The following is a 19,386-nucleotide window of genomic DNA, read 5'->3' on the forward strand; positions in this document are numbered from 1 at the left end:
CCGCTTCATAGCTGCAGGAGTGTCTCATGATAGGCCTCTGATTGCCGCGCCGTGGGATAGGAGGCCGGGAGTACGGGACTCATAGGATTTCAACACTTCCGGCTCCAATCGAGCAGCTAAACCAAGAGGGCTTCCACACGAAGTGGAAGTCCTCTTTCGGTTCCCGTACACCCTATCCCGCCTGCGGCGCCGTCTGCTCTTTTCCCATGAAGAGAAATACCGTGGAACCCAGCGCCGCCAAGGCCACGATGAAGCCGTACAGGAAGAGGCGGTGAATGCCGGTCATGAAGGCCGGCGCCCCGGTCAGCAGACCGCCCATGACCGTTACCCCGACGGCCGTACCGATATTGCGGGCGAACACCTGCAGCGACGTGGAGATGCCCTTCTGGTCGGCGGCCACCAGCTGCTGCACCCCGATGACCGATACCGTGGCGAGCAGGCCGTACGCCAGGCCCTGCAGCACCATGATCACGTTGACGTAGAAGAATCCGCCCTCCTCCGGCAGGAACAGCAGCAGGAGCCCCGAGAGGACGAGAATCAGGTTGCCGATTACGAGCAGCGGGCGGTAGCCGTAGCGCAGAATCCACCGTCCCGCCGGAACCCCCATGAGCACCCAGCCCACCGACATGCCGAGCAGGGCGAGGCCGCTGACGAACAGGGAATACCCGTGCTGCTGCAGGTAATACGGGATGTAGCTCGAGGTGCCGAACAAGGCGGCGCAGGTCAGGAAGCCGTTGAGGTTCATCCAGGCCACCGGGCGGTTCTGGAGGAGCACCACCGGGACGATCGGCGACGGATGCCTCCGCTCGTTCCATACGAACAAGGCCAGGAACAACAGCCCCGCTGCGGTATACAGCAGATATCCCTGCGTGACTACGGTGTTCATGAGCAGCAGCCCCACCGCCAGACCGAAGAGCAGCGCGCCGCCCCAGTTGATCGTGCTTTTCTTCGGTTCGTAGCTTTCCTTATAAGGGATGAGAAGCAGCAGAGAAGCCAGGCAGATCGGGACATTGATATAAAAAATCCAGCGCCACGTCAGCTCCTCGATGAACAGGCTGCCGAGCAGAGGCGCCAGTACGGCGGACAGCCCCCACATGCCGGTGAAGAACGCCTGGATGCGCCCCCTGGCCTCCACCGAGAACAGATCGCCTGCAATAATCGCCGGAAAAGCAATCATCGCTCCCGCTCCGATGCCCTGTACCCCGCGGTACAGCACCAGCTCAAGCATCGTATCCGCCGTCCCGCAGAGCAGGGAGCCCAGCAGGAAGACCAGGATGCCGAACGACAGCACCTTCTTGCGGCCGAAGCTGTCCGAGATGCGTCCGCTGAGCGGGGTGACGATCGTGCACAGGATCATGTAGGACGCGAAGCTCCAGGCGTACAGCTTCTCATCCCCAAGCTCCGCCGCGATCAGAGGCATGGTCGTATTCATAATCGTCGTATCCATCGATGAGATCAGAACCGCCATGACGATGCTCGCCATGACGGATAAACGGTTCCACTGCAATGAGGTCCCCTCCCTCTTCTTGATCTGCGGGATCCCGCATCCGGACCCGCACCAGATAACACGATGAATATACCACACCATGTTACCTTTATCCATGGCCTGTGTATATTTTTTCCAACCCCACAGCCCTTGCACGATTTGCCGGCTGGAATGCTTCACCAGACACCGGGGGACAATAATCCGCAGGAGCAGCCTATATGCTGCTCAGCTTGATTCCATGCCGAATCCGGAGGAACGCACCGATGAAAATCGAAACGAATGCGTATCAAATCGCACCGCTGACCGAACAGACCCAAGTGGTGGACATCATCCAGGAGGCCGAATCGAAGCTCGCCCGGATGACCGGCAGCGAGATCACCCTGATCGCTTATTCCAAGAAAGGGGAGGAGCCGGATGGCGAGGCATAACGGCAGCTCCCGCGAACAGGATGAGCCTACCATCGCTCCGGGGATGAATACCCACGACCCGCTCGAGGAGAAAGCCTCGGAGAGCGAGGTCTCCCAGGGGGAGTCCACCCAGGTGACGCGTCTTTACCTGGACCGGACGCCTCAAGATTGATCTTGGCCCCCTCCTGTGACTCCGGTCCCGGGGATTGGGCTGAACAAAGGAAAGAGCCCGCGTGAGATTCGACGCGGGCTCTTCTTCGTTGTGCCTTACACTGTTCGGCACACCTGCCGCCCAAGGCCGTTTGGGTCTGTCGTAAGCGGCGGCCCTTCCTGCGTTACGCAGCGGTTGGACCGGCCTGCAGCCGCCAACGCCAACCCGCCGCTCTAGTGGGAAGCCGCTGCGGCTCCATGCCCTTCGGCAGCCGGATCGAGCTGCTCCCGGCTCATCAGGAAGGCCGTGACCAAGGCCAGCACAGCCGGGATGAGCGCCAAGGCGAACGTCAGCGCAATGGAGGACGAGAGGGCCTGCGCAATCTGCCCCAGCACGGACGCCGGGAGTCCGGAGCGTGCCGCGGGATCGAGCAGCGCATGCGGATCACTGAAGTTCAGACCCGCAGGCATGCCCGCCCCTCCTCCCCCGCCGGCGGAGAATGCATCGGATAACCGGCCCGTCAGCGAATGGCTCTGGATGATCCCGAAGACCGTAATCCCGAGCGTCATGCCCAGCGACCGGAGAAAATTGAGCGTGGAGCTCGCCGCCCCCCGCTGCTTCGCCGAGAACGGGTGGATCGCCGCATTGCCGAGGACCGAGAAGGAAGCACCGATCCCGAGGCCCACCAGAATCATATACAGCGTCACCATGAGGCGGGAGGTCTCCGGCGTTAAGGTCGTCAGCAGCGCCAGGCCTCCAACCAGGATCACCAGGGTCGGCAGCAGGATGGAGCGGTACGGCAGCTTATTCATCAGGAAACCGCCGCCGGTCGCCGTGACTACGGAAGCGAGCATCATCGGCAGCAGCACGAGCCCCGAGTTCGTCGCGCTGCCCCCGAGCACGCCTTGAATGAAGATCGGAATATACACCGAGGCCGTAATGAACGCCGCTCCGCTCAGCATGCCGATCAGGTTGCTTGTCGCATAGAGACGGCTGCGGAACATGCTGAAGGAGATGATCGGCTCCTCGGCACGCGACTCCGCGAAGAGGAACGCGGCCGTCAGGACGGCGAATCCGGCGAACATGCCGAGAATCTGCGGGGATCCCCAGGCATACTGCTTGCCGCCCAGCTCCAGAGCGAACATCAGACAGACGATCGCTCCGACCAGCGTGACCGCACCCGCCCAATCGATGCGCTGCTTGGAGTGCTCGTGCGACTCCTTATAGAAGAACGCGATCAGGAAAAAGGAGAGCAGCCCGAGCGGCAGGTTGATGTAGAATATCCAGTGCCAGCTGATGTAATCCGTAATGTAGGCTCCGAGCAGCGGCCCGAAGATGCTCGACATGCCGAAGACGGCACCGAACAGCCCGCCCAGCTTGCCGCGGCTCTCCGGCGGCACCGCATCCAGCATGATCGTGAAGGCGATCGGAATGAGCGCGCCGCCCCCTATCCCCTGAATCGCCCGGTAGATGCTCAGCTCCACGATCGTATCCGCGATCCCGCACAGCATGGAACCCGCCATGAACACGATCGCCCCGAACACGAAGAACCGCTTGCGGCCGTACATATCGGACAGCTTGCCGAAGATCGGCATGCCGGCCATCTCCGCCACCATATACGCGGAGGTTACCCACACGAATTTGTCGAGGCCGCCCAGCTCGCCGACGATCGTCCCCATCGCGGTGGCCACGATCGTATTGTCCATCGAGGCCATGAGGATCGCGAGCAGGAGTCCGGCGACGACGACACCCGTTTTGTTTTGCCCAGTACCCATTGCATTCAACTTCCTTTCCACTTCCGATTCTCAATTCACACGTCCGATTATAACCCATATCAGTGACAACAGAATGTCAGTATTCCTGTAAGCTGTTGAAACTCATTGTGGTCACTGCGCAGTCGGAATAAACCCCGCTTCTTCACGGATGCACGCAAGATGAACGGCTTCGCCGTCCTTTACGGACGGTGCGCGTTTATAAGAAATACAAGATGACAGAATCGAGCACGGCGGGATCTATATTCTTATATTTATAAAAAAACAGGCCGCCTCCAAGGCGACCTGTCTCTCAACTCGCTCTATTCCATCTGCAGCTTTACTGGGTATACCCGTTGCGCGTGTACGTGCGGCTGAAGGTGCCGAGATTCCCGAAGTACACCGACACCAGCTTGGCCGGGTCGGTGGCGAGCAGTCCCCGCTGCAGGGCGTCCCCGTCGTTGCTGTCATCCCAGCCCCATGCGGCATTCGCCGCGTTGTCCCTGCCGTCATCCCCGCGGAACGTGCCCCAGGAGGCGAAGGTCTGCGTATCGCTGCGGTGCGCCCACAGCCCGTTCGCCGCAAAAGTATCCACGAGCTGGTACTTCACATCCCGGTCATTGCCTCCGGACGGAACCTCCGCCGTATCCTTGCTCGGGTAATAGACGACCACATCCGTGCCGGCATAGTCGCTGCCGTCCCAAGCCTTGATTCCATGGCCTTTGGCCTCCTGGAACGTCGTTGGCCGGGAAAAGCCGCCGTAGCTCGCGAGGCGCGTCGTTCCGTCAATGGTCTCCTGGGCTCCTGTCAGGGGGCTGCCGGATGGGGTGTACGAATAAAAATCGTTATGGAAAACCGTCACCATGCCTTCGAATTTGCCGTACGCGCTGCCGTCTTTACGGACGATCATCATCGCGCCTTCCATGTCGTTCTCATGGGTATCCAGTCCAAAGTCCGGATAGTCCACCCAGTCCCGCGGATGATAGAAGCTGTACACGATGTACCAATGCGACGAGGTCTCGGTAACGGAGAAATAAGCTTTGGCCTGCAGGCGGCTCAGACTGTCATCCTGGTTGTCCCAATTGTTGAGTGTATTCCAATCGCCGTCATAATTGACAGCCGTGATGTAATCCGCGTCATAGTCCGTGCTGTCCGTGTCCTGGTAATGGACCGGAGCCCAGCGGTAGGCCAGGTCGAGGTCGCTGGCCGCCGCATGAACGGGAGCTGCCGGAGCGGTCAAGGCGCCGAGGCCCAGCGTCAGGGCAAGCGCCGCCGCGGTCAGCACGCGCCAAGGCTTGATTTGGTTTTTCACATCAATTCACTCCTTCGTTATGGTTGGTACGCCGTCTATGTTAGAATATTCCTCTCTTCTAAGACAACGGCTTAGATGATAAGATTTGGTAAAGAATGTGCCTGCGTTCTCCCCTGTAACTCCGCAACCCTTTTGGCAGTCTGTAAGATACATACAAAGGAATGGCTGACCGGCGATCATACATACCCAAACAGAGAGGATCGTGCATCATGAAACACAAACCATGGCTCTCCTTGGCGGCAGGCTGCCTTCTGCTGCTTATGGGAGGCCGCGCCGCCCTGGCCGCCTACGAGGCAGAGCCTCAGATCCTGCCCCCGAACGGGCTGCGTATTCCCGCCGCGGTAGAGCTCCTGAAGCCGACGCCGTTCTATGACGCGGCCGACCTGACATCGAAGCCGCTCGGCACACTGTCACCGCAGCAGGTGGATATCGTCGGGGCCGAGGCCACCTGGTCCAGCGGGCGGAGCTGGTACAAGATCCACACGTGGCTAGGGGACAAGTGGATCTCGCCCGAGCCGTGGACCGTGCAGATCGCACCGCCGAAGACCATCCTGCTCACGGGAGACACGCCGCTCTATCCGAAGCGCACGGCCTCTGCCGTTCCCACTGCCTCGCTCTCTGCCCAGGAAGTCGAAGTGGTCGGGGCCGAGAAGCAGTGGCACTATATGGACTCGCATCCCTATGAGGAGACCTGGCTGCAGATCCGCACTTCCTGGCTCGGCGACCAGTGGATCAAGGTACCCTTGGCAGACATCGGGACCGTCCAGCCTGTGGACCGGAAGTGGTATTACCCCGGTGTGCAGGCGTTCATCAGGCCGAAGCCACACCGATTCCCGGATATTATCGAGAACCGGACGCTGCATGTCACCGGGGAATTCACAACGATCTTCGATATGGCCTTCCGTATAGATAACGGAAAAGGGCAAGAGGAATGGGTGCTGCAGAAAGGCTACGGGTTACAGGAGACTGCGGAGAGAATGGTCCTGAGGCGCTCAGTCCTTCTGCTTGAAAGACTCGGGGGAATGGGCGGGGTCCGGCTGGAGCCGCAGGCTGTCCAGGTATTCGAGAAAATCGATACCAACGGGCCTGAGAGACCCGAGTACACAGGAAGCACGGGAGTCTGGTATCATGTGCGATCCGATCAGGGAGAAGGCTGGATCAACGAGAAATACGGAGACCCGGAGAATATCCAGTCTGCCCGTGGAAAACTCAAGATCGGCGCCGGCGGGACGGCGCTGTACCGTTATCCCAATCCGGATCTGCTGCTGAACGTGGACCGGCTCGGAGCCCAGACCTTCTCCCCCGCCGGTTACTGGGATGACGGGGAAGGCCGGCGCTGGTATCAGGCGGATACCTACGCCGGCACAGCGTGGATCCTGTTCCGGCCGGAGGTCGATGTGTTCCAGCCCGAGTAAGTTAGGAAGCGCATGGCAGTACTCTGCAGGCCGCCGGCAGTTGACATTCGCGCGCAAAAGGGCCCTCCTATCGGGCATGCTATCCGTGAACATATGATTTGCAGCGGTTGTTTGTCCTTTCAGACGGCCGGGTAATAACATCCGGCCGAGTGTACAATCCACCAAACAAAGGAGAGTTGTTCCTTGCATATGGAACCTGCCAGTGCCATTTTTTCCGTGATGTCCATTTTCGCGATCATCATCTACCTGGGCATGCTGGGCCTGTTCGTCTACGCCTTTGTATTGTTCGTCAAGCTGGCGCGGCGTGGCATTACCGCCCTCGACCTGTACATCGAAGAGAAACGCGGCAATCGCCTGGAATAACATTCATCTTGCAGACTGGGTTGCCGGCGGCTGCAGCCTATGCTCCCGGATGTCAGCTCCATCCAAAGATGCCCAAAGAGGCAGCCCCTTAATGGGACTGCCTCTTTGGCTGCCGCGGACGCTTGTGCATCAACGACATGGATAGGAAAGGCCGGAGACAGGGAGATTAATCGTCCTTGCCTTCCTTCTCGTCATCCTTTCCTTTACCCTTGTTCTTTTCCTTATTCTTCTCGCTGTCCTTCTCTTTGTCCTTACCATAAGCATTGCCCTGGCTCTTCTCAGCCTTCACTTCTTGAACGGCCTGCGGCTCCTGAACGCTCATCTGCAGCTTCGCGGCCTGCTTCTCCTGCCCGATGCCGTTATCGTGGCGCCCCTGGGCCTTCGGATTCTGCGGCGGCAGGACCGGCGTGACGCCTTGTCCGTTCTCCTTCCACTCCACTTCCAGCTCCCACTCGGACAGCTGCGAAGCATCGATCTGGAACTGGCCGGACAGACGCTGCTTCAGGGCCTCCTCCCAGGCTGCACGGTCGGTAGGCAGACCCTGCAGCAGCAGGCTCAGCAGCTTCTCCGCTTCCACGCCCGTCAGATGAACCACGGCCTTGTCTTTGGTCTGGATGAGGATGTCCGAGCCGTCATCATCGCTGTCGCCGGGCTCATGCTTCACCTTCAGCTTGAGCCCGCCGCTCTTCAGCTCCAGCTCGAGCTTATCCCACGACCAGCCGCTTACCGCAACGGCTGCAGCCGTCGCTGCCGCTGCCGTGGTGTCAGCGGTAACCGCCTCAGCCGCTGCGGTCTCGGTTGACGCAGCCGCTTGAGTTTCCACGGCCGGAGCTGCAGCCGTCTGCTCAGCTGTGCTCGGCGTCTGTGTCTCCACTGCCGCCGCAGGCACTTGGGCGGTAGCCTTGATGTAGGCCGCCTGGTTCTTGCTGTTGAGGATGACCTCCAGCGCATCACCCGCCTGCAGATCCTCCACTTCCGACTTCTGCGAATTACGGTATACCCATGCGTTGGCCGCCAAAGTGTAGGAGTTCACGCCGCTGCCCGAATCCAGCTTCAGGGTGCTGCCCGACAGACCTGCGAAGGTGCCTCGCACCTCCTTCGACACTTCCGCAGAGACTTCCGTATTCCCGACGGATACCGCTCCATACGCGGTACCTGTCAGCAGCAGCGCCCCCAGTACGATGCCGATTGTCTTTTTATATGCTGCCATGTTCCCGCTTCCCCTTTCGCCCGCTGACCGGATCGGTCCCGGGACTTCCATGTAATCTTGTTGTGTGCTACACGGTTCGGAAGGTCGGCGGGTTTTGGGGGCGCACTCCGGCGAGGGGGATTCTGGATAGGCCTCTGCGGCCGGGAGAGGGTTATACTCTTTCCCAGCGTGTGGCATACTCCTGCAGCTTCGGATGCAGCGGACCTCCGCCGCCGTCAATGAAGAACCGGACCTTTTTGATCCAGGTCTCGAAGCTCTCATAACCGGCCAGCAGGTTGGCTGTCTCCTCCGTGACATACAGGAAGAACGGCCCCTGGTACTTCTCCTCCAGGAACCGGAACGCATAATCCGCCGGCGTGTACTTTTTGCGCTTGTTCTCGAAGCTCTCTATGGTGTAATCCACATCCGTATCGGCGTGCTCCAGCATGTCCTCCAGTGCCTGCACCCGCTTGTAGTAAGGGGAGTGCTCCCCCTTCACCATGCGCCGAAGCGTCTCCTCATGAAGCGGGTAGAAAATGACGCGCGCCAGCTTGCGCTCATCCGAGAACGCCAGCAGCCGGGTCAGCTCCTGCTCCGTATAACCCTCGAACGAATCGTATACCCACAAGGTCCCTTTCAATGTCCCCTTCCCTGTGGGCGGCTCGTAGCCGAACGGCACTTTGATGTTATTTCTGGCCATGATCGCTTCTCCCCTTCGCACCAAGAATCCAAACTTCCTTACTTTGTAGTATGCCATATTCCAGCCAAATCAGCAGAGACTTCCGTACGGGCCCGTCCCCTCGGTACAGGCTATTACCCCCAGCCCCTCTCCGCGAAGCGGTCTTCGATACGTCAGAGGCTCTTCCACGTGAGGGTACGTGCTGCAGCATGAAAGTTCGGCTCAGCCTGCCCATTCCGTGGAATAATCGGCCATCCGGGTGCGCATGGTAAAACAGCAAGCATGCAAAGTGCAGCCGAAGGGAGGAAAGCAGCATGTCCGAGAACAAAAAGCACCAGGGCAACTACGAGGGGACCGCTTCGATGTCGGCCGAGAACCAGGATATGGAGTTCGTGAACGATACCCTGGAGGGTGCCAAAACGACGAAGAACCTCGTTGGCGCTACACAGAAAGAGAAAAAGTAGGCCTCCAGCAATTCACCTGCAGAAAAAGACGCCCGGCTGCCAAGCCTTGGGCGTCTTTTGATGCGGGAGCGTACGGTAAGGGACAAACACGCCGCGGCTGCAAGGGTACACAATAAGCTGCCTCCCCTTACTCCGGAAACGGCTCCACCTTCACCAGGAACGGGCTGCGCAGCCGGTTATGCGCATAGGTCACAAGGTACTTCTCTCCCTCCGTCAGAGAGCGGAGTTCGTGCTCCTGGGCCCGAACCCTATGCAGCGACCCGTCTTCCTTGCGGAGCACCACCTGCTTCTCCCCTTTGGATACCACTGTGACCCCTGCATACGTGCTGTCCAGCTGCGTGTAAGAGAACCCGGTCACCAGGGCGGCAAACACGAGCAGGCCCCAGATGATGGAGGGAGTGGATGTTTTATTTGCGACGTTCATGAAGGTGGACCCAACTCCTCTCCGGAGGCCGGTACAGGCTGAGCGCCTCCGCTGCCGACTATCTTCAATCCATCCAAGTCAGGACGAGAGCCGCCAGTGCCATCCCGACCACCGCGGCCATAAAAAGTACCCGAACCACCTTACAGGGCGCGGCATCGCTGACAAATCCGCGGGCTTCGGAGGTCCTCCTCCCTCGATCTGCTGGATCTCGGCAAGCTCCTCCATGAGGGGAATCTTCTGCACCAAGTCCTGCACCCCAGCCACAGGCTCTGTTTCATGCTGCCTTTCATAACTCTCTTGCTTCCCGGTCATTCGGCTTCACTCCCATCATAACGAACGGCTGGAACCCTAAGCCTGCGCACTATTTCTCCCTCACTTCCACGACAAAACCGAACTCCGCGTTCCCCTGATCCGAGAACCACTCGCAGTAGATGCGGTAATAATACACGCCGGGCTGTTCCGGCACCTCGTAAGGATTTTCTCCGGCACTTCCTTCCAGTCTTGTCATTGTAAATTCCTTGATGCCGGGTGGTGCATGGGTTTCGATCTTTGCCTTCGGCTGTACTTGGACGGGAGGCTCCTTATGGTTCTTCAGAATGGTTATCATGGGTGGACTGTCTGTGATGGAACAACTGCCCGAGCCCGAGCACCAGGAGAAGCCTCCCCGCACCACGGACACCGCTTGGCCTTCTATAGTAATTCCAGGCAGCGGAGGCTGGCTGGACTGAACCCACGGTCGGACACCGGACAGCGGATACCGGTTCCCCGCCCAGTATCCGGTCCCAAGCAGGATAACCGCGGCCAGCAGGCAGAGGGTGGTTTTGGCGTACGTGTTCATGGCTGTCCTCCCCTCCCCCGGCTATAACGCCTTCCCTACCGGAGTCCATTCACCGCTGGTCGACACCGCCGCTGCTTGCGCCCGGATGCCCTGCACAATGCCCACCGCGATCATGTTGGTGAGCAGGGACGTGCCGCCGTACGAGATGAACGGCAGCGTAATCCCCGTCAGCGGCATCAGCCGCAGGTGCATGCCGACATTCTGGAAGATCTGGAAGAGGAACATCGAGGCTATACCGATGGCCAGCAGCCTCGAGAAGGAATCCGGCGCCGTGATCGCCGCAAGGACAATCCGGTAGATGAGCACCATGTAGAGCATGAGGAGCAGCGCGGTGCCCCGGAACCCGAACTCCTCGGCGATCACCACGACGATCGAATCCGCATACACGTACGGCACGAACCCGCGCCGCGCGGTGCCCTGCATATACCCCTCACCCTCCAGGCTCCCCGACCCGATGGCCAGCTCCGCGCTGTCGATGTGGTACTTTTTGTCCTTATCCACGTTGTCCGGATACAGGAAGGTGTCGATGCGCTCGACCCAGCGTTCTTTCTCCTTCGCCTTGAAATACTGTTCGATCGGTTCGTGATAAACCTTGTAGTAGTGAACCGAGGTGACCAGCAGCCCCGCGGCCAGCCCGATCATCAGGAGGAACTGCCAATATTTCATCCCGCCCACCCAGATGAGGCAGACCACAATGAACACGAACGCCATCGCATTCCCGAGGTCCGGCTGCACCAGTACGAGCAGGAACGGGACTCCCGCAATAACGGCACTGGGCAGTACGCCGCCCAGGAACGTCATCCGGCCATCCTCCACCTGCCGGCCCGCTATGAACCTTGCCAGCATAAGCACGAGGAACAGCTTCATGATCTCCGCCGGCTGGAAGCTGAATCCTGCGATGAGAAGCCACCCTTTGGCATGGTTAATCGTTGTGTCCAGAATCAATACCACCACGAGCAGCAGCAGGCCCACGCCGAACAAGATGGGGGTCATCCGCTTCAAGAAAGCGTTATCTACGATCCCTACAACGAACATCACCAAAAAACCAAGCAGGTAATAAATCCCCATACTGACATGGTACCCTTCAAACTTCGAACCGTAGGTTGCGCTGTAGAGGGCCGTGATGCTGATCGCACAGAACAGGAGCATGACCGTGGTCAGCGTCCAGTCGTGCGTCTTGAAATGGGTCTTGAGCATGGAAGGGACCTCCGGATTTGGAAAAATCAATGTATACGATTAGACGACTTCCGGAGGGGTTTTGTTTCAGGGGGAGGGCTTAATCATAGGCAGCATCCAAAGAAACACAGCCATATAACAAATCGCCGCCATGCTTCCAAAACACAGGATGCAGGCGGCGACACATGGGATAAAAATTAATAGAATGCAGCTTGGCCGAAATAAAACTTATTCGTATCCTGGTTTAACTTATAGAAGAAGTAGACACCGAACATGCCTCTCTCCCCTGAACCCTCTACGTCAACAAAGTATTCCAGATCCTTCGCATATGTATCGTCCGAATACTCCGATTCTTCGTTAAAGGCTAAAGAATCCGCCTTGGAGATCAGGCTATCGGCAAGGGCTCTCAGAACCTGATCGTCGTACTCCTCGCGGTACGCTTCGAGGGTGCGGGAAAGCCCGCTGCTGGCCGTCTCATACGAGGTACTGCCCCACTCGCTTTCCTGGAAGTTATTCTTCATCCAAGCTTCCAGCTCTGTGGTGCTGCCGGTTTTCAGAGCATGGGCATAGAGCTTAAGCACCTCAGCTGCCGCCTTTTTGTTCTCTTCAAACATGGTGCTGGCAGGCGTTGCAGGCGTGTAGAAAGCCACAGGTCCTTTACCCGTTCCTGCAGCCGGCTTGGCTGCGGGAGCCGTCGAGCTGTTATCTTTACTTGGAATCCCCGCTCCGCTCGGTACAGCTCCGCCCGTCGTCACTTCCACGGACTTCGTATCGTTATTCCACTTCACCGTGCCGCCCATCGCTTCGGCCAAAGCCTTCGCCGGAACATAGCTGTGGCCTTCATATATTATTGGGTACATCATGCCGTCTTCGCTGGAGAGATCGACGGAACTGCCGTTGACCTTGATTGTGATCCCGGCATTTTGATAAGCGCTGATCTGTTTCAATGCATCGTCTGCATAAGCCCAGGCTCCAACAGCCAAAGATAACGACGATACGGTAATGATGGATAATACCTTCTTGCTGAACAATTCCTTCATAGCTGACCTTGCACCTCACGTATGTATGTTTTATACGACTTACTATCCAGTGCTTCCAGGCATCCCCTATTGGCACCAAATACCAGCATATGAAATTGTCATAGGGATGTCAATAGATGGTAGAGATAGTGAGAATGCTACCATAGAAAGCCATAGAATTAGCCACCGGATTCCCAAATCGACTAACCACCTCAGCCGGGCTCATCCGATATAAAGGCCCTGATTCGTTTCGATGTTCCTTATTCCGTCAACCTCATCATATCCTCGCCTATGAAATTTAAGAACATAGTCAGCCAAATCGTTGAACAGCGTCTATCAGATCAGATGGCTTGTGCACAATATGGCTGGGCTCCCCCTGTCTCAACAGTTCAACCGAATCATAACCCCAGGCGGCTGCAATCGTCCGGACGCCTGCTTTCCTTCCTGCCCTCATGTCTCTCAGTTCATCTCCGACGTAATAAATCTCCTGATAAGCGGCTCGGCTTTGCTTCAGAAAGGATGTCAGCCCCCTTTCTTTGCTAAAGGGGTTGTGGGCATAGTGGATGGCATCAAACAGATCGATACCATTGGCCTCTAAGAAAAGCCCCGTCACGGAGCGGCTGTTGCTCGTCATCAGGCGCAGTACATATCCCTCAGACTTCAAGGCTCGAAGCATCTCCGGTATGCCTTCGACGGCGGGCAGCCGGCTGATCTCCTGCTGGTACCTATGCTTAATCGTGATACCCATCACTGGCAGCAGATAAAGGGGGACACCCAGGTGACGGCACCGGTCCTTGACGGATAAGGAGCTCAACCAACCAACATCCTCCGTATGTATAACGCGGTACCCCTTGTCCGCGGCAATACCGTTGTAGATCCGGATTGCCAAGTCCCGGGTAGAGACAAGCGTGCCGTTGAAATTAAAAACAAGTAAAGTTTGCATGATCAGTGCCTCTCCTTGAGATATGCAGGAACAAAATCAAACACCCTACCAATATACCAAACTTTCCATATCTGGAGCTGTGTTTTGGTGAGAATCAGCAAAATTTTAGGAGTGGCAGCAAAAAGCCTTGAACCCCGCAGGGGTCAAGGCTTTCCGAACCGGCTTATGAATTGGGATCGGATCCTTCCTTCGGCTGCACGCCCCACTTCTCCTGGAACACCAGCCCCTCCAGCGAACGGCGCTTCGCCCAGCCGGAGGTCTCGAGAATCGGTGCCGACGGGTACTGGTCGGTGTAGCCGATGGAGAGCAGCGCCACGGGATCGATATGCGGCGGGATCTCCAGGATATCCCGCACGTCATTGCGCTTGTAGAAGCTGACCCAGCCCATGGCGAGACCCTCGGCGCAGGAGGCCAGCCAGAGGTTCTGGATCGCGCAGGCCACCGACATCATATCCGTCTCGGGGATCGAGTTGCGGCCGAGCACGTGGGATCCTCCGCGGGTCGGGTCGCAGGTGATACAGATCGTCAGCGGAGCCTGCTTGAGGCCCTCGATCTTCAGGCCGAGGAAATGATCCTGGCGGCTCGGATCGTTCTCGTAATGGATGGCCAGCGCCCGGCGCTCCTTGTCTGCGGCCCAGGCCAGCTTTGCCTTGAGCTCGTCGGTCGTGACGAGCACGAAGTTCCAGGGCTGCATGAAGCCGACGGACGGCGCATGGTGGGCCGCTTCGAGCAGCCGGATTACTACATCGTCCGCGATGGGGTCCGGCCGGAAGGTCCGGACGTCCCGGCGGGTATAGATCGCTTTGTAGACCGCGTTCTTCTCTTCTTCGCTAAAAAACATGGTCCTCACCCCTATCATCGTACATGTTTATGCTGTATACCATTCGTGCTGGCCGGCGCATTTCCCTGCATCAGACGAAGTAACCGTTTACATTTTGTGCTGGAGAGGGGCACCGCCATTTCAGCCCCGCTGCGACTCCAGCCAGGCCTCCCTCACCGGCTGCCAGCCCTCCAGCTTCGCCTCCAGGCTGATCGCCCGGGCCGGCGAGGAGGACGGCAGCGTGCTGAAGCTCAGCGGCAGACCTTCGACCTGCGGGGCCGCCTGGCGGCTGAAGTACTGCGCGGCGGCACTGCCGTTGAAGAAAACGTGCGTGATGCCCGGGTAGGCGGCGAAGAACGCACGGAAGTCGTTCGCCTCGGCCTTGCGGATCGCGGCATCCAGGCTGCCTTTGCGCTCGCACTCGCGCAGCACATCCCAGAGCGCCACGCCGCGCGAGAGCGCAAACTGCAGCCGCTCGGCGTAGACGGGAGACGGCTCGCCGCCGTCCAGCAGCCCGTAGAGCAGCGGCCAGAACGCATTGCGCGGGTGGCCGTAGTACATCTGCGCCCGCAGCGACGCCTCCCCCGGCATCGAGCCGAGAAGGAGCAGACGGCTGCGGCTGTCGACGACCGGCGGCAGGCCGGTCCGCTTTTCTCCTGCTTCTTGCTCCACTCCCACTCCTCCTCGCCAAGCATGCTGTCAGTCGAAGACAAGCCAAACCGAGCCATATAGATTCTCAGCTTCAGGCTAACTTTCAACTTTCTGGATATAGTAATACACAAGATAAACGGCTTCGCCGTCCTTAGAATCGAGCCCTGGTGAGATATAAATTCTTAGATTTGGACCCATGTTCCATGGAGCGGAGGGCATGAATAATGAGTATGAACCATCTCAACGCATGGATGAAATCGCTCAGCCATAACTACGTGCTGATTGCGGTGGCAGCCGTGCTTTTCTTCGGGGCCAAGTCGCTGGCCGGTTATATCACCTACCGTCGGATCCGGCGGGATCTGAACGAAATCAAATCCCTTGTCAAGGAACGCAGCGCATCCGGCTCCGACGCCGGATCAAGATCTAACATCACACGTCCATAACCGTGCAGCATGATACCAGGCTGTCATCTCAAGCTCATCCGGTGCTTCCCACAGCTTCTGTCCGGCATGTTCTACTATCGCGCTCTTCTACCTTAAGCTCATCTGTCCGGCTCCGGCACGTGTTCGGTCTGTTCCATGCCTGTTCCATGCCTTTGCTTCTATTGTATGACATTCCTGAAGGGGAAGCCACTGCCTCCCGCCCTCACGAATGCTGACGAACGGATTTCCAAGACGGGAATCACAGATCGCCGCATAAAAAAAAAGAGCGCCCCCACCCTGAACAGCCCCCCGTCAAGTAGACAGTACAAAAAATAAAAATCTTAAGCGGCCTTGGTCCTGTATTCCATTGGACTGAGGCCGTTTAGTTTTGCTTGTAATCGTTCGTTATTGTAAAAATCGATGTAAGCCAGAATGTCTCTCTCAAGCTCCTCAAAGGTTTGGTAAGTGTGTAGATAATACTTCTCGCATTTTAAGGTCCCCCAGAAGGATTCCATCGGCCCGTTATCGATACACCGCCCAACCCGGGACATACTTTGAGTCAGTTCGTTATCGTCCAAAAGCTTTTTGAAGTCAAGTGAAGTGTATTGAAATCCTCTGTCACTATGAAGCATTGGTTTGCTTCCTGGAGCTGCTTGCAAGGCTTGCTTCAACGTCTCGAAAACAAGTGGGTTGTTGTTGGAATGCCCCACTACTCTGGAGACGATGGATTTATCATGAAGATCGAGAATCGCGCTTAAATACGCTTTCTGACCGTTGCCGTATTTAAATTCTGTTACATCCGTTACCCATTTCTCATTGGGTTCAGCTGCTTGGAAATTACGATTCAGCACATTCTCGGCCACGTGCTGGGGAGTAGAATGAGGGTATTTCTTTCTCTTCCTGCGGATGACCGACTGGATTCCCTTGACTTTCATCAGCCGGTACACGCGTTTATGGTTAATCGTCTGTCCGGTTTCCTTGCGCATGTGGAGTGTTAATTGGCGGTACCCAAAGGTTTTCTCTACTTTTTCATATATGGACATCATCATCTTTGTCAGCCGCTCATTCTCCTGCTCACGAGAGCTGGGTTTGCGGTTTAACCATTTGTAATAGCTTGAGCGTGCAACTCCTGCGACTTCACACAGAAGTTGAATGCTGATCGACTCCTCTTCCTGAAGCGCTTGGATGGCAAGGTAGACGTTCTCTTGGCGATATTGGCTTAGCTTCGCCTCCTTTGGATTTCCCGTAACTTTTTTAGAAATGCATTCTCCGCCCGAAGCCTCTCCATTTCGTATTCCATCTTCTTCATCTCGAGCTTCTGGCGATCTGCCTCCGTCATCTCTTCCGGCGCCTTCTTTCGCCCCCGGCCATCCTTTAAAGCATCCGCACCGCCGGCTTCGAATTTCTTCACCCATTGATATACTTGCTGGTAGGAGACCTGAAACTGGCCAGCTGTCTTATGATAGTCATGCTGATGTGCCAGGCAATAGTGGACGATATCGATCCTCTCATCCCACGTAGTAGAGCGACCCTTTGTCATAGCTTGTGCTTCCCCTTTGTAGGCTTTTAAGCTGCTATGACCATTATACTTCTTAATCCAGTTAGAAAGCTGCGTTGTACTTGAGATCCTGTATTTGTCGATGATCCGGTATTTTGACAATCCACCCTCTACATAATCTTTCACCGCTTGAAGCTTCAGCTCAGCGCTGTAACTTCGATTGCGAGTACTTCTTTCCAGTCCTTCATACCCATATAGCTTATAACGACGCTGCCATTTCATTAAAGTTGTTTTATTCATACCGTATCTTTTGGTTGCAGCGATAAAACCAATTTTTCCACTTGAAACTTCTTCAAGGATAGCAAGTTTCTCCGTAGCACAGTATTTTTCTTTAGACATGAAAAAGCTCCCCTTACAGTAACAGGTTTTTTATTATTTCACCTGTCTACCGTATGGGGAGCGTATCACCCTGCCGAAGCAGAATAGAGGTGCTCTTTTGCAGTTCAAAAGCAGTTGCCCAAAACCCAAGCTGCGGCGGCCTACTGCTTCATCACCGAGATGAGGCGTTTGGCGTCGCCCAGCGGCGTAGGCACCAGCTCATAAATCTTCACGGTGATCGGGTACTCGAGCTGGTCGGAGTTCGTGCTCTCGAAATAGATCGACTGAATGCCGTTCGCGAGCCGGTTATCCCCGGTCAGCGGATACGTCTTCGACGTCAGGATCTTGCCCTCGAGGTTCTCGATCTGCATGTACAGCTTCGGCTGCGCCCCGTCGGCGATGACTTCGTCGGAGGTGCGGATATCGAGCTGCATCTTCAGCTTGTACGTATAGCTGAACGCCTTCGTGACGATGTTCTGCATCGCCATGTTGGAGATGCCCCACGAGTCGATCTTCATCTCGAACGGATAGAACTTCAGCAGCTCCGTGCTGAGCTCATCGCCCGTCACTTCCGTCTGCAGCTGGGCGATCGGCGTCCGGTACAGCTGCTGGCCCTGCTGCTCCAGCAGGCGCAGGGTGAAGCGGGTGCCTTCCTCGGACTTCGGCACGGCGAAGGTGTACGTGCCCACGGCCCCGAGGCCCGGCAGCACTTCCTTCACGGCCGAGGTCAGCTGCGTGCCGCTGAACGGCACACCGCTCCCGCTGACAAGCTCGGCGCCAAGCTGCGGCAGAGGCACCGGACTGGTGCTGCCGTTCGCAAACTTGATTTTGGCCACAGCGGTCTTGAACTGCTGGCCCTCATTCTCGAACCACTGCAGGCTCTGCAGGGTCACGCCCAGCTGCGGGTTGACCGCCTGGCTGTGCGGGTCGACAGCGATCGTCTCACCGGCCTTGATGACCGGCAGACGGGCGTAATTCTGGCTCGCCTGCGGCTGGAAAGCCAGGCGGCCGGTCCAGTACGTCAGCGGAGCCGGCTGGCCCTGCTTCAGGAAGCTCTCCGGCGTCATGACGTACAGCGAGTCGAGCTGCGCCTCCGGCTCCAGCGTCACTGCGAAGGAGATGTACTTCGTCCCGCCCGGGTTGACTTCCGCCGGTGCGCCCTCGACCTTCGTGCCGAGCGTGCTGCGCGAGCCCGACCGGCCGCTGATTGTGAAGTCCGGCAGGGTTTCGGCGTACTCGCCCGGGTTGCGGACCGCCAGCTTCACGACGTACGTCGGCGACTGCCCGGTGAACTGCTTGTGCATGGACACCGGCGTGAACTCGAGCGGCGAATTCGTGCCCGGAATCGTGAACGCTTCGCCCCAGCCCTTGAGCAGAGCCGGATCTTCGATCACGGCGTCCTTGCCTCTCCAGAGGAGCGAGCCAACCGGTACGTCGGCCAATACCGTCTCCGCCTTCGGGTAGACGCTCCAGTCCACGTAGACACAGAGCAGGTCCGTGATGGACAGCGGAGCCTGGGACTCGATCTCGAGCAGGTAGCTCAGCTCCACGAAGCCGTAAGCCGGAATGGTTTTGACATTGGCTGCCGAAGGCTGCAGCGTAAAGGTATTGCCGTCAGACCCTTTGGCCCGCATCTCATGATCCGGTACCCGGACGTTGACAGCGGAGTTATTGTAGAGCTTCACGACGGCGCCGATGCGCCAGCCGGCTGCTGTTTTTTCCTGGAGCAGGCTCTTCACCTGCAGGCTCGCTGCGCCGTTCAGATCATACGAAGCCGACAGTCCGGCAGGTGCAGCGGCCGCGTCCGCCCATACGGGCGGAACGCTCAGCGTCAAGGTGGAGACGAGAAGCAGGCCGGCGGCCGCTTGTTTCCATGGCAGTTTCATGATGATGCCTCCCAATATACGTATAGTGCTGGAATCAGATCAGACTGGAATAAGTGCAATAGATGGTGAATCGATAAAAAGGATACCCGGCATCCGCTCCGATGCCATGTCGAC

Annotated in this window: 20 protein-coding genes; 6 read left to right on the top strand and 14 right to left on the bottom strand. The window is 57.5% G+C overall.

Annotated features, from left to right (window positions below):
- Window positions 1-172: 172 nt before the first annotated feature.
- The gene (locus tag PM3016_RS35435; RefSeq protein WP_014372629.1) at window positions 173-1,507 is read right to left on the bottom strand and encodes an MFS transporter; all 1,335 of its coding nucleotides are present in this window, start codon (window positions 1,505-1,507) and stop codon (window positions 173-175) included.
- 242 nt (window positions 1,508-1,749) lie between these two features.
- Between PM3016_RS35435 and PM3016_RS35440 the strand changes: the two genes are divergently transcribed.
- Window positions 1,750-1,914 carry a hypothetical protein gene (locus PM3016_RS35440; RefSeq protein ID WP_014653061.1) on the top strand — a complete coding sequence of 55 codons (165 nt, stop codon included), beginning with the start codon at window positions 1,750-1,752 and terminating at the stop codon, window positions 1,912-1,914.
- A complete protein-coding gene (locus PM3016_RS39035) occupies window positions 1,901-2,065 on the top strand; it encodes a hypothetical protein (protein WP_014372630.1) in 165 nt (54 codons plus the stop codon). The genes PM3016_RS35440 and PM3016_RS39035 overlap by 14 nt, the downstream gene beginning before the upstream one ends.
- Window positions 2,066-2,277: 212 nt before the next feature.
- On the opposite strand, the gene PM3016_RS35445 is transcribed toward PM3016_RS39035, so the two are convergent.
- Window positions 2,278-3,819 (bottom strand): MDR family MFS transporter, encoded by a 1,542-nt coding sequence (locus tag PM3016_RS35445; RefSeq protein ID WP_014372631.1) that lies wholly within the window; start codon window positions 3,817-3,819, stop codon window positions 2,278-2,280.
- 316 nt (window positions 3,820-4,135) lie between these two features.
- A complete protein-coding gene (locus tag PM3016_RS35450; RefSeq protein ID WP_013921335.1) occupies window positions 4,136-5,107 on the bottom strand; it encodes a hypothetical protein in 972 nt (323 codons plus the stop codon).
- 209 nt (window positions 5,108-5,316) lie between these two features.
- Between PM3016_RS35450 and PM3016_RS35455 the strand changes: the two genes are divergently transcribed.
- Both PM3016_RS35455 and PM3016_RS35460 read left to right on the top strand, forming a co-directional pair.
- On the top strand, window positions 5,317-6,522 hold the full coding sequence (locus PM3016_RS35455; RefSeq protein WP_013921336.1) for a porin family protein: 1,206 nt from the start codon (window positions 5,317-5,319) through the stop codon (window positions 6,520-6,522).
- A 183-nt stretch (window positions 6,523-6,705) separates the two neighbouring features.
- Complete coding sequence (locus PM3016_RS35460; protein ID WP_016363063.1) at window positions 6,706-6,885, top strand: hypothetical protein; 180 nt, start codon at window positions 6,706-6,708, stop codon at window positions 6,883-6,885.
- Window positions 6,886-7,051: 166 nt separating this feature from the next.
- Here the strand turns inward: PM3016_RS35460 and PM3016_RS35465 are convergent, their stop codons facing one another.
- Both PM3016_RS35465 and PM3016_RS35470 read right to left on the bottom strand, forming a co-directional pair.
- Window positions 7,052-8,095 carry a hypothetical protein gene (locus PM3016_RS35465; protein ID WP_014372633.1) on the bottom strand — a complete coding sequence of 348 codons (1,044 nt, stop codon included), beginning with the start codon at window positions 8,093-8,095 and terminating at the stop codon, window positions 7,052-7,054.
- A 151-nt stretch (window positions 8,096-8,246) separates the two neighbouring features.
- Window positions 8,247-8,774 (bottom strand): hypothetical protein, encoded by a 528-nt coding sequence (locus PM3016_RS35470; RefSeq protein ID WP_014372634.1) that lies wholly within the window; start codon window positions 8,772-8,774, stop codon window positions 8,247-8,249.
- Between the two features lie 293 nt (window positions 8,775-9,067).
- Between PM3016_RS35470 and PM3016_RS39040 the strand changes: the two genes are divergently transcribed.
- Window positions 9,068-9,217 (top strand): hypothetical protein, encoded by a 150-nt coding sequence (locus tag PM3016_RS39040; protein WP_013921340.1) that lies wholly within the window; start codon window positions 9,068-9,070, stop codon window positions 9,215-9,217.
- A gap of 127 nt (window positions 9,218-9,344) precedes the next feature.
- On the opposite strand, the gene PM3016_RS35475 is transcribed toward PM3016_RS39040, so the two are convergent.
- The 7 genes from PM3016_RS35475 to PM3016_RS35510 all read right to left on the bottom strand — a co-directional run bounded on the left by PM3016_RS35475 (window position 9,345) and on the right by PM3016_RS35510 (window position 15,109).
- On the bottom strand, window positions 9,345-9,641 hold the full coding sequence (locus PM3016_RS35475; RefSeq protein ID WP_014372635.1) for a hypothetical protein: 297 nt from the start codon (window positions 9,639-9,641) through the stop codon (window positions 9,345-9,347).
- Window positions 9,642-10,002: 361 nt separating this feature from the next.
- On the bottom strand, window positions 10,003-10,479 hold the full coding sequence (locus tag PM3016_RS35485; RefSeq protein ID WP_014372637.1) for a hypothetical protein: 477 nt from the start codon (window positions 10,477-10,479) through the stop codon (window positions 10,003-10,005).
- 21 nt (window positions 10,480-10,500) lie between these two features.
- The gene (locus tag PM3016_RS35490) at window positions 10,501-11,676 is read right to left on the bottom strand and encodes an FtsW/RodA/SpoVE family cell cycle protein (RefSeq protein ID WP_014372638.1); all 1,176 of its coding nucleotides are present in this window, start codon (window positions 11,674-11,676) and stop codon (window positions 10,501-10,503) included.
- A gap of 176 nt (window positions 11,677-11,852) precedes the next feature.
- Window positions 11,853-12,695 (bottom strand): stalk domain-containing protein, encoded by an 843-nt coding sequence (locus tag PM3016_RS35495; protein ID WP_014372639.1) that lies wholly within the window; start codon window positions 12,693-12,695, stop codon window positions 11,853-11,855.
- 289 nt (window positions 12,696-12,984) lie between these two features.
- Window positions 12,985-13,617, bottom strand: a complete 633-nt coding sequence (locus PM3016_RS35500; RefSeq protein ID WP_014372640.1) for an HAD hydrolase-like protein — start codon at window positions 13,615-13,617, stop codon at window positions 12,985-12,987.
- 163 nt (window positions 13,618-13,780) lie between these two features.
- Window positions 13,781-14,458: a 5,6-dimethylbenzimidazole synthase gene (gene bluB / locus PM3016_RS35505; protein WP_013921347.1), complete on the bottom strand. Its 678-nt coding sequence runs from the start codon at window positions 14,456-14,458 to the stop codon at window positions 13,781-13,783.
- A 120-nt stretch (window positions 14,459-14,578) separates the two neighbouring features.
- Complete coding sequence (locus PM3016_RS35510) at window positions 14,579-15,109, bottom strand: DNA-deoxyinosine glycosylase (protein WP_014372641.1); 531 nt, start codon at window positions 15,107-15,109, stop codon at window positions 14,579-14,581.
- A gap of 203 nt (window positions 15,110-15,312) precedes the next feature.
- Between PM3016_RS35510 and PM3016_RS35515 the strand changes: the two genes are divergently transcribed.
- Complete coding sequence (locus PM3016_RS35515; RefSeq protein ID WP_014372642.1) at window positions 15,313-15,531, top strand: hypothetical protein; 219 nt, start codon at window positions 15,313-15,315, stop codon at window positions 15,529-15,531.
- Window positions 15,532-15,851: 320 nt separating this feature from the next.
- On the opposite strand, the gene PM3016_RS41545 is transcribed toward PM3016_RS35515, so the two are convergent.
- Both PM3016_RS41545 and PM3016_RS35530 read right to left on the bottom strand, forming a co-directional pair.
- Window positions 15,852-17,407, bottom strand: a protein-coding gene (locus PM3016_RS41545) for an IS3 family transposase (RefSeq protein ID WP_420798945.1) whose coding sequence is annotated in 2 segments (ribosomal slippage) — window positions 15,852-16,756 and window positions 16,756-17,407 — 1,557 coding nt in all. Because the reading frame shifts where the segments join, the coding sequence is not laid out codon by codon here.
- 140 nt (window positions 17,408-17,547) lie between these two features.
- Window positions 17,548-19,272 (bottom strand): hypothetical protein, encoded by a 1,725-nt coding sequence (locus PM3016_RS35530; protein WP_014372643.1) that lies wholly within the window; start codon window positions 19,270-19,272, stop codon window positions 17,548-17,550.
- Between the last annotated feature and the right edge of the window lie 114 nt (window positions 19,273-19,386).

Source organism: Paenibacillus mucilaginosus 3016 (genome assembly GCF_000250655.1).
GTDB classification, from domain to species: domain Bacteria; phylum Bacillota; class Bacilli; order Paenibacillales; family NBRC-103111; genus Paenibacillus_G; species Paenibacillus_G mucilaginosus.

Bases quoted from the DNA above. Each gene is read 5' to 3' on its own strand.
- PM3016_RS35440 (WP_014653061.1), top strand. From the start codon at position 1,750: ATGAAAATCGAAACGAATGCGTATCAAATCGCACCGCTGACCGAACAG.
- PM3016_RS39035 (WP_014372630.1), top strand. From the start codon at position 1,901: ATGGCGAGGCATAACGGCAGCTCCCGCGAACAGGATGAGCCTACCATC.
- PM3016_RS35445 (WP_014372631.1), bottom strand. From the start codon at position 3,819: ATGGGTACTGGGCAAAACAAAACGGGTGTCGTCGTCGCCGGACTCCTG.
- PM3016_RS35455 (WP_013921336.1), top strand. From the start codon at position 5,317: ATGAAACACAAACCATGGCTCTCCTTGGCGGCAGGCTGCCTTCTGCTG.
- PM3016_RS35465 (WP_014372633.1), bottom strand. From the start codon at position 8,095: ATGGCAGCATATAAAAAGACAATCGGCATCGTACTGGGGGCGCTGCTG.
- PM3016_RS35470 (WP_014372634.1), bottom strand. From the start codon at position 8,774: ATGGCCAGAAATAACATCAAAGTGCCGTTCGGCTACGAGCCGCCCACA.
- PM3016_RS39040 (WP_013921340.1), top strand. From the start codon at position 9,068: ATGTCCGAGAACAAAAAGCACCAGGGCAACTACGAGGGGACCGCTTCG.
- PM3016_RS35475 (WP_014372635.1), bottom strand. From the start codon at position 9,641: ATGAACGTCGCAAATAAAACATCCACTCCCTCCATCATCTGGGGCCTG.
- PM3016_RS35485 (WP_014372637.1), bottom strand. From the start codon at position 10,479: ATGAACACGTACGCCAAAACCACCCTCTGCCTGCTGGCCGCGGTTATC.
- PM3016_RS35490 (WP_014372638.1), bottom strand. From the start codon at position 11,676: ATGCTCAAGACCCATTTCAAGACGCACGACTGGACGCTGACCACGGTC.
- PM3016_RS35495 (WP_014372639.1), bottom strand. From the start codon at position 12,695: ATGAAGGAATTGTTCAGCAAGAAGGTATTATCCATCATTACCGTATCG.
- PM3016_RS35500 (WP_014372640.1), bottom strand. From the start codon at position 13,617: ATGCAAACTTTACTTGTTTTTAATTTCAACGGCACGCTTGTCTCTACC.
- bluB (WP_013921347.1), bottom strand. From the start codon at position 14,458: ATGTTTTTTAGCGAAGAAGAGAAGAACGCGGTCTACAAAGCGATCTAT.
- PM3016_RS35515 (WP_014372642.1), top strand. From the start codon at position 15,313: ATGAGTATGAACCATCTCAACGCATGGATGAAATCGCTCAGCCATAAC.
- PM3016_RS35530 (WP_014372643.1), bottom strand. From the start codon at position 19,272: ATGAAACTGCCATGGAAACAAGCGGCCGCCGGCCTGCTTCTCGTCTCC.